This is a genomic window from Methylobacterium ajmalii, from assembly GCF_016613415.1.
GTDB classification, from domain to species: domain Bacteria; phylum Pseudomonadota; class Alphaproteobacteria; order Rhizobiales; family Beijerinckiaceae; genus Methylobacterium; species Methylobacterium ajmalii.
This window is the reverse complement of the sequence record NZ_JACWCT010000140.1, coordinates 1-8,336: the sequence shown is the minus strand read 5'-3', so window position 1 is coordinate 8,336 and position 8,336 is coordinate 1. Positions and strand designations below refer to the sequence as shown.

The window sequence follows — 8,336 nt, the reverse complement described above, 5'->3', positions numbered from 1 at the left end:
TCACCTCCCGGCGGCCTTCCAGTTGGTCGGCATCGGCCACCCAGTTGCGGATGGCTTGGGCCGACGGCTCGAACTCACGGGCGAGGTCGGTCGGATCGCGTCCGGCGCGGACCAACTCGACCATCTGGCGGCGGACCTCCGCCGGGTACGGGGGACGGGTTCTCGGCATGGCAAACACACCTCACGCGAAAGCGCTCTCGGTGTCCACCGATCCGGGGCAATCCCAGGGTCGGTTGTGGGACGGGGATGGCTCCTGTGTCCGGCTGCGGCCCGAGCACCGCGATCATGTCTGGTCCTACGACTTCGTCGAGGCGCGCACGCATGACGGGCGCAAGGTCCGCCTGCTGAACGTCATCGACGAGTTCACCCGCGAGTGCCTGGCGATCCGGGTGGCCCGCAAGCTCAAGGCACCGGACGTGATTGATGTGCTCTCGGACTTGTTCATCCTGCGTGGCGTACCTGCGCACGTTCGCTCTGACAATGGACCGGAGTTCATCGCCCAATCTGTGCAGAAGTGGATCACCGCCGTGGGCGCAAAGACGGCCTACATCACGCCTGGCTCACCGTGGGAGAACGGCTACATTGAGAGCTTCAACGCGAGGTTGCGGGACGAGTTGCTGAATGGGGAGATCTTCTACTCTCTGCGGGAGGCGCAGATCCTGATCGAGAGCTGGAGGAGACACTACAATGGGGTTCGGCCGCACGCCTCGCTGGGCTACCGCCCGCCGGCCCCGGAGGTGTTCGTGCCAGCCTTAACCGCTTGGCCGGCTGCGCTCACCCGACCGGCTCCGCCGGCCAAGCTACCCGTGGTGAAAAGGCCCACGGTCCACTAACATTCCACTCGGGCCACCTCGTGGGGGCTGATCAGCCTTGGACACCCGGGCGTAGCCGATCACGGTCGTCATTCATACGTCCGTCTGCGTGACGGAGCGGCATTGCCCGCCGATCGGTCAGCATGATGTCACACAACCCGTCTTGTGGTCTACGCTCCGTGAACAGGCCCGCATTCCTGTTTCGTGACGGATGGGAAGCGGATGCCGGCCAAGACTATCTTGTCACCGGCGCAGCGCGCCGCGATCTTCGACCCGCCTGCCGATCACGCGACGATCGAACGACTCTACACCCTCGGTCCCGCCGACCTCGTGCAGGTGGCACGGCGTCGGCGAGGTCCGAACCGGATCGGCCATGCGGTGCAGCTCTGCTACCTCCGTCATCCCGGACGCGCACTGGTGGCGGGTGAGGCGGTGCCCGACGCGATGCTGGAGTTGCTCGCCGGTCAGATCGGATGCGATGCCACCGACTTCGCCAGCTATGCCGCCCGCCCGACGACGCTGCGCGAGCATCGCGCCGAGATCGAAGCCTGGCTCGGCCTGCGCGCCTTCGAGCGGGCGGACGTGCGATCGATGCTGGCGGTGGGGTCGGAGATCGCCGCCTCGACCGACCGGGGCGAGACGATCGTCGCCGGCATGGTCGATCGGCTGCGGCTGGGCCGGATCGTGCTGCCGGCCGCATCGACGCTGGAACGGCTGGCGCTCATCGTACGGACCCGGGCGCGCAAGGCCGCCCATGCCGGGCTGATCCGAGACTGCCCGGCCGAGCAGCAAGCGGCGCTCGATCGCCTGATCGCCTCGGACGACGACGGCCGCACCCGGCTCGGCTGGATACGGGAGTGGCCGGAGGCGCCGTCGGCTGCCAACCTGAAGGGGATCGTCGAACGGCTCGACGCGGTGCGCGCCATCGGGATCGCGGCGGACGGGGCACGCCGCATCCATGCCGCCCGCTACGCCGTCATCGCGCGCACCGCCGGCCTCGTCACCGCCCAGCACCTGCGCCGCCTCGAACGTCCTCGTCGGTTCGCCATGCTCGTCGCCTCCATGATCGAGATGGAGGCGGCGCTGACCGACGCCGCCCTGGTCATGGTCGAGAAGATGGTGGGCGCGCTGTTCCGCCGTGCCGACCGCACCCGCTCCGACCGGCTGCTCGGGCAAGCGCGGATGCTGAAGGACACGGCCCGCCTCCATGCCCGGCTCGGCCGCCTGCTGGTCGAGGCCCGCGCGAGCGGGCGCGACCCCTTCCGCGCGATCGACGACCGAGTGGGGTGGGATCAGCTGGAACGCAGCATCCGCTTTGCCGAGGATCTGACGCGCTCGGTCGATGACGGCCTGGAGGATGTGGTCGAACGCTATCCCGCCGTGCGGCGGTTCGCCCCGACCTTCCTCGCCGCCTTCACCTTCCGCACGGCGCGGTCGGGCGATCCGCTTCTCGGTGCGATCGAGGCGCTGCGGACGATGTACCGCGACGGTCGATCGGTCCTGCCGAAGCGGGTGCCGACCAGCTTCATCAGGCCGCGCTGGCGCAAGGTCGTGCAGCCGGTCGAAGGGACGATCGACCGGCGCGCCTACGAGATCGCGGTGATCGTCCACCTGCGCGAGCGGCTGGCCTCGGGCAGCATCTGGGTGGACGGCAGCCGCGCCTATCGCACGCTCGACGATTATCTGCTGCCCGTGCCCGCGTTCGAGACGATGCGCGCCGATGGCAACCTGCGCCTCGCCGTGTCGCCTGGGTTTGCCCAATGGCATGAGGAGCGCCGCACGCTCCTGGCCCGGCGTATGACCGAGGTGGAGCGCGCCGCCGCGGCCGGTGGGCTGGTCGACGTGACGATCGAGCGCGGGCAGCTACTGATCTCACCCATCCGGCGCTCCCCGGCCGACGAGGCCGAGGCGTTGAAGAGCCAGCTCTACGCGATGCTGCCGCGTGTCCGCATCACCGACCTGCTGGTGGAGGTCGCCGCCTGGTCGGGGTTCGCCGACCGCTTCGTCCATGCCCGCAGCGGCGTACCCGCTTCCGACCCGGCCGCGCTGATGGGCGCGATCCTCGCCGACGCGACCAACCTGGGCCTCGGGCGCATGGCGGAAAGCTCGCGCGGGCTGACGCTGCCGCGCCTGCGCTGGACAGCGGAATGGCATGTGCGCGACGAGACCTACCTGTCGGCGCTGGCGGCGATCGTCGATTGCCACACCGTGCATCCGCTCGCCGCGGTCTGGGGCCCGGGCGACACGTCGTCGTCGGACGGGCAGTTCTTCCGCGCCGGCGGTCAGGGCGAGGCGCGCGCCGATCGCAACGCCCGCTACGGCACCGAACCCGGTGTGCTGTTCTACACGCACGTCACCGACCGCTTCACGCCGTTCCACACCAAGGTCATCGCCGCCAATGCCGGCGAGGCCGCCCATGTCCTCGACGGCCTGCTCGATCATGAGAGCGACCTGGTCATCCGCGAGCATGCGACCGACACCGCGGGCGCGGTCGATCATGTCTTCGGCCTGTGCCACCTGCTCGGCTTCCGCTTCGCGCCGCGCATCCGCGATATCAACGAACGCCGGCTGTACGGCCTGTCGCCGCTCGACCCGTGGCCGACGCTGCGCCCGCTCGTCGCCGGGCCGGTCAACGTCCGCGCCATCGAGGCGGACTGGGACGAGACGCTCCGGCTCGCCGCCTCGATCCGGGCCGGCACCGTCAGCGCCTCGGTCATGCTGCGCAAGCTCGCGGGCTATCCGCGCCAGAACCCCGTGGCGCGTGCGCTGCGCGAGGTCGGGCGGGTCGAGCGCACCCTGTTCATGCTCGACTGGTTCGACGATCCCGGCCAGCGGCGCCGGACCGGCAGCATCCTCAACAAGGGCGAGGCCCGCAACGCGCTCGCCCGCGCCATCTTCTTCAACCGCCTCGGCGAGCTGCGCGACCGCACCTTCGAGAACCAGCGCCATCGTGCCTCCGGCCTGACCCTCGTGACCGCGGCCGTCACGCTGTGGAACACCGTCTATCTCGATCGCGCCGTCCGCCATCTGCGCGGCAGCGGCGTCGCGGTGCCCGACGAACGGCTCGCCCACGTCGCCCCGCTGGGCTGGGAGCATGTCGGCCTCACCGGCGACTACCTCTGGGCCGAAATCGACAAGCCCCGCGAACGGCTCAGGCCGCTCCGCCTCCACCAGCAAGGCCGCGACGCTTAGCGTACGTTTTCGACCATCCTCTCACCGGTCCCCAAGTCCGCCGCGTCCGGGGCAGGAAGCGACCACGGCCTCCAGGGCTGCGCGCACGCGGAGGAGCTCGGAGATCTTTTCGTCGACCTCCGCGATCTTGTGCTGGGCCTGGGCTCGCACCTCGGCGCAATCGGCGGCCGGGTTGGCGCGCAGGGCGAGGAGTTCCTGCGTCTCCTTCAGGGAAAACCCGATCCTCTGGGCCTGCCGGATGAAGCGGATGCGGCCGACCACCTCGGGCGAGTAGGTCCGATACCCGGCTCCTTTGACGGGCTGCTCGATCAGACCTTGGCGCTCGTAGAAGCGGATGGTCTCGACGCCCACGCCGGCGTCCTGCGCCGCCTTTCCAATGGTCAGATCCCGCATGTGCTGTCCTGGCATCACCAAGTCCGCAAGAGCCTAAAGTACGTACCATAGTACGGAGTCAAGCGGTCCCTTGGCAGCGTTGGCGACGGGCTAGTGAGCTATAGGGTCTAGGGAGATCATTCCACTGCGGCCAAGGCCTGCTCGATGCAGTAATCCGGGTGGCGGATGCGCGCTGTGGCCGGATTGAAGAGGGCCTCGACTGTTTCCCTGAGCGGCGTCTGGTCCAAGCGTTCGGCGACCCGGTCTGACTTGACCGGTGATCCTCCCTCGGTTTCACGGTTCTCCCTCACTTTGATATTGGTGGCGAATTCGGCGTGCCTCCTGCGATGAGAGGACGACCGCGCAATGCGCTTGAGCGACGATGCAGCCCCAAGCCAGCCAGGGGTGGGCGATGTCGCTCGACGTGAAGCGCACGTACGTCGTGCCTGACCAGACCGCGCAGGTCGCGCGGGCGATCTTTCCGAATGGCAATCCGGTCATGCGCCTCTACGACGACCTGTATAGGGTCGTGGCGGATCGCGACTTCGCCGACCTGTTCCCGGCCCGGGGACGGCCCGCAGAGGCACCGGCCCGACTCGCGCTCGCGACGCTCCTGCAGTTCATGGAGGGGCTGACCGATCGGCAGGCCGCCGACGCGGTTCGCACGCGGATCGACTGGAAATACCTGCTGTGTCTGGAACTGACTGACGTTGGCTTCGACCACACTGTCCTGAGCGAGTTTCGCACGCGCCTTCTCGCGCACGGGGCGGAAAGCCGCCTCCTCGACGCAACTCTCAAACTGGCGCGAGAGCGCGGACTGCTGAAGGGCGGCGGACGCCAGCGCAGCGACTCCACGCACGTCCTCGGGGCGATGCGCACCATGAGCCGGCTCGAAGTCGTCGGCGAGACATTGCGCTACGCACTGAACGCGCTGGCGACGGTGGCGCCCGACTGGCTGCGCGCGTGCACGACCCCGACATGGGCCGAACGCTACGAGCTCCGAGCGAGCGAGTTTCGGCTGCCCAAGAGCCAGACTGGGCGCCGGGCGTGGGCGGTGCAGACCGGCGTCGATGGCTTCACGTTGCTGGCTCTCGCCACAGCGGACGGCGCGCCGCCGGTTGTGCGGGACGCCGCGGCCCTTGAGACCCTGCGGCGCGTCTGGGTGCAGAACTTCCTGGTCGAGCACGGGCCGGAAGGCGCCCGCGTCGAGTGGCGGACGAATGATCAGGTGCCGCCGTCGGGTCGCTACATCGGCTCGCCCTACGACGTGGAGGCGCGCTACGCGAGCAAGGGCGCGACGGTGTGGAGCGGCTACAAGGTGCACCTGACCGAGACGTGCGACGAGGGCACCCCGAACCTGATCACCAACGTTGAGACGACGACCGCCGCGGTCTCGGACGACGCCACGACTTCGACCATCCACGCGGCGCTCGCTGCACGGGGCCTGCTGCCCAAGACCCACATTGCCGACACCGGCTTTGTGAATGCGGCGCTGTTCGTCGACGCCCAGGAACGCTACGGGGTCGACCTGATTGGCCCGACGCGCGGCGACCGACAGTGGCAGGCGCGGGCCGGCGCTGGGTTCGCCGCACGGGACTTCGCCATCGACTTCGTTCAGCAGCGGGCAACGTGTCCAGCCGGCAAGCGAAGCCAGAGCTGGACGCCGGCGCTCGCCCGCGGCACGACGCCGGTGATCAAGATCAAGTTCGCCCCCAGCGACTGCCGAGCGTGCCCGCTCCGGCCGCAGTGCACGCGCGCGAGCACTGCACGCCGGGCGATCACGATCCGCCCAGAGGCGCAACACGAGGCTTTGCGCGTCGGGCGGGCGCGGGAGCAGACCGCGGATTTCGCAGCCGAATACGCGCGGCGGGCCGGCGTCGAAGGCACGATTGCCCAGGGTGTGCGGTCATCTCGGCTCCGACGAACGCCGTACTTTGGGCACGCGAAGACGCACCTTGCCCACCTGATGACGGCAGCCGCGATGAACTTGGCACGCTTGCTGCGGTGGCTGGCAGACGAACCAAAGGCGCGAACACGGCACTCAGCCTTTGCGCGGCTGCATCAACTCGCGGCCTGACTGAGCTGTGCCGAATTCGCCACCAATATCACTTTGCGTGGATCAGGCAGCGAGGAGGACGTGGCGACGGAGGAGTGCGAAGCTGGCGCGGCCGTACATGGTGCGTTTGAGCATCTTCAGCCGACTGATCTGCCCTTCCGCCTGCGCGTTGCTCCAGGACGTCGTCAGCGCCGCCCGAACGGCCGCCCTATCCTGCACCAAGCCGGCTGCGAAGGTCGCCAGCGCCGCGACGCCACAGCTCCGCGTCTCCAAGAGCCATCTGTCGAGTTCGCCGACCGCATCCGCCGGTCGGTCGCCGCCCAGGCCGCAGGCGCGCACCAGCATCGTGAACCGCTGCGCCAGATCGGCCACGCGTGCTGCCTCGGCATCCTGCCGGATACGAGCGAGATCGTCCGTGGCGCGGGGCGGCAGTGTCGCGACGGGTTGCCCCAGGATCTAGGCCAGCTGCTTCGGAGACGCGATTTGGTTCTGCTCTGGTACCCTCGGCGCGCGTCGCGCCGGTCCGCGACAGCCACTAAAAAACTAAAACAGGGGAGGATCAGGTGATGCCCGTGATCCATCTCGCCCGACCACCGCCACCAGGGGCGGTCTCGAACTCCTCGAAGTCGTGAAAGGGCGTGTTCTGATGCATCATTGCACTGCCTGCAGGACGAGCCTGCGTTGGACCGGGTCCGCAAGGCCGGGGATCTTTGCGGCGAGGGTGAGCGCCCAGGCGCCCTGCATCGAAAGATCGGTCTCGAAACGGTAGTAGCCGGGCAGTGTATCGGCCTGAAGCTCCAGCGGGGCCGCCATCTGGCCCATCCCGTCAGGCGACATGTCGATCCGGCTGATGAACAGGACCGCGTCCGGAACCACCTTGCCGGTGCGCTCGTCGACGAGCCGGACCAGGATGGTCGTGCCGTAACCCTGCTTCACCTCACGCTCGACGAGCTCGAAGGCATAATGGTCCGAAGCGGCGCGGCTCAAGGACGACGCGACGGCGACGCCAGCGCCCATGAGAAGCAGCACCAGCGCGAGAGTGCGCCATAATGGGAGGCGCCGCCACGTGGGGGCGGCCGCAGCAGGTGCTGCGGCCAGCGGTGGCGTGCGAGGTGGGGTGCTCAAAACTCAGGGCCGCCGGCAGTGCCGCCGAGGTTTTGCTGAGCTGGCGGGCGCTCCGGGAACTGCGCGTTGCCGCGCGTGCTGCTGCGGAAGTCTCGTCCCTGGACGTCGCGCAAGACGCGCGTGCGGTTCGGGCTGCCCGCGAGGCTCCCCGTCATCTCCGGATCACGCAGGGCGGGCTTGAGATATGATGCTTGGAGGCGCGGACCGGTCCGCGTCTGCCAACTGGGCGCGGCCGATGCCGTGCCCACGAAGGCCAATGTTACGAGAGCAATGCCACCGAAAGGTTTCATGATCTTGTCCACCGTCCTTTGAGGGAGCGCCCTTGCTTCAGTGCCATTGCTCATGAGTTCGGAGCTCAAAATCTTTTCGTTACATCCGGATGTGCGGGATGCCCGGCGCCTTCCCGACATCGCCGGGATCGAACATCGGCACGCCGATGCGTGGCCTTCTCGGACTGTGCTCCGAACTCGACCAAGAGACGCGTCCCCTCACGCCTCGCCAAGCCGTCGTAAAGCCGGACGATCAACGCCGACCGCGGCGGCATCGGAATGGCCGGCTGGGCAACGAGTCTGTGAGGGCTTGTCGCCTGCGCTTACTTGAGTAGGCCGAGGACACGAAAGCCCGGCCGCGGCAACGGACGCCGCTACCGGCGCCCTGTGCCGTGATGTTTTAGCCCGTCTTATTCACCGGGCAGTGGCTTGCGGCGTGTTTTGGGCTGATGGCGCGCGGGCTCGGGCGTCTGTTCTGACGCGTGTGGACCTGGATCGTTCTGTCAGCAC

General features: G+C 68.4%; 6 protein-coding genes and 3 pseudogenes. 3 read left to right on the top strand and 6 right to left on the bottom strand.

Going from position 1 to position 8,336, the window contains the following annotated elements; genetic code table 11:
• The coding region (locus HPY23_RS25840; RefSeq protein ID WP_200649695.1) for a transposase at window positions 1–169 on the bottom strand (169 nt) is incomplete at its 3' end.
• A 55-nt stretch (window positions 170–224) separates the two neighbouring features.
• Between HPY23_RS25840 and HPY23_RS25835 the strand changes: the two are divergent.
• A pseudogene (locus HPY23_RS25835) lies at window positions 225–833 on the top strand (IS3 family transposase); the annotation flags it as partial.
• Window positions 834–1,034: 201 nt separating this feature from the next.
• Complete coding sequence (locus tag HPY23_RS25830) at window positions 1,035–4,004, top strand: Tn3 family transposase (RefSeq protein ID WP_200602021.1); 2,970 nt, start codon at window positions 1,035–1,037, stop codon at window positions 4,002–4,004.
• Window positions 4,005–4,025: 21 nt separating this feature from the next.
• On the opposite strand, the gene HPY23_RS25825 is transcribed toward HPY23_RS25830, so the two are convergent.
• Both HPY23_RS25825 and HPY23_RS25820 read right to left on the bottom strand, forming a co-directional pair.
• Window positions 4,026–4,397 (bottom strand): MerR family DNA-binding protein, encoded by a 372-nt coding sequence (locus tag HPY23_RS25825; RefSeq protein WP_099957611.1) that lies wholly within the window; start codon window positions 4,395–4,397, stop codon window positions 4,026–4,028.
• Window positions 4,398–4,513: 116 nt separating this feature from the next.
• Window positions 4,514–4,663 (bottom strand): annotated as a pseudogene (locus tag HPY23_RS25820) (IS481 family transposase); the annotation flags it as partial.
• A gap of 125 nt (window positions 4,664–4,788) precedes the next feature.
• Here HPY23_RS25820 and HPY23_RS25815 point away from each other — a divergent pair.
• Complete coding sequence (locus HPY23_RS25815; RefSeq protein ID WP_099957598.1) at window positions 4,789–6,453, top strand: IS1182 family transposase; 1,665 nt, start codon at window positions 4,789–4,791, stop codon at window positions 6,451–6,453.
• Window positions 6,454–6,495: 42 nt separating this feature from the next.
• Here the strand turns inward: HPY23_RS25815 and HPY23_RS25810 are convergent.
• From HPY23_RS25810 to HPY23_RS25800, 3 genes and pseudogenes are all read right to left on the bottom strand, one after another.
• Window positions 6,496–6,928, bottom strand: a pseudogene (locus HPY23_RS25810) (transposase); the annotation flags it as partial.
• A 155-nt stretch (window positions 6,929–7,083) separates the two neighbouring features.
• On the bottom strand, window positions 7,084–7,461 hold the full coding sequence (locus tag HPY23_RS25805; protein ID WP_278434602.1) for a FixH family protein: 378 nt from the start codon (window positions 7,459–7,461) through the stop codon (window positions 7,084–7,086).
• Window positions 7,462–7,553: 92 nt separating this feature from the next.
• Window positions 7,554–7,859, bottom strand: a complete 306-nt coding sequence (locus tag HPY23_RS25800; protein ID WP_200602022.1) for a hypothetical protein — start codon at window positions 7,857–7,859, stop codon at window positions 7,554–7,556.
• Between the last annotated feature and the right edge of the window lie 477 nt (window positions 7,860–8,336).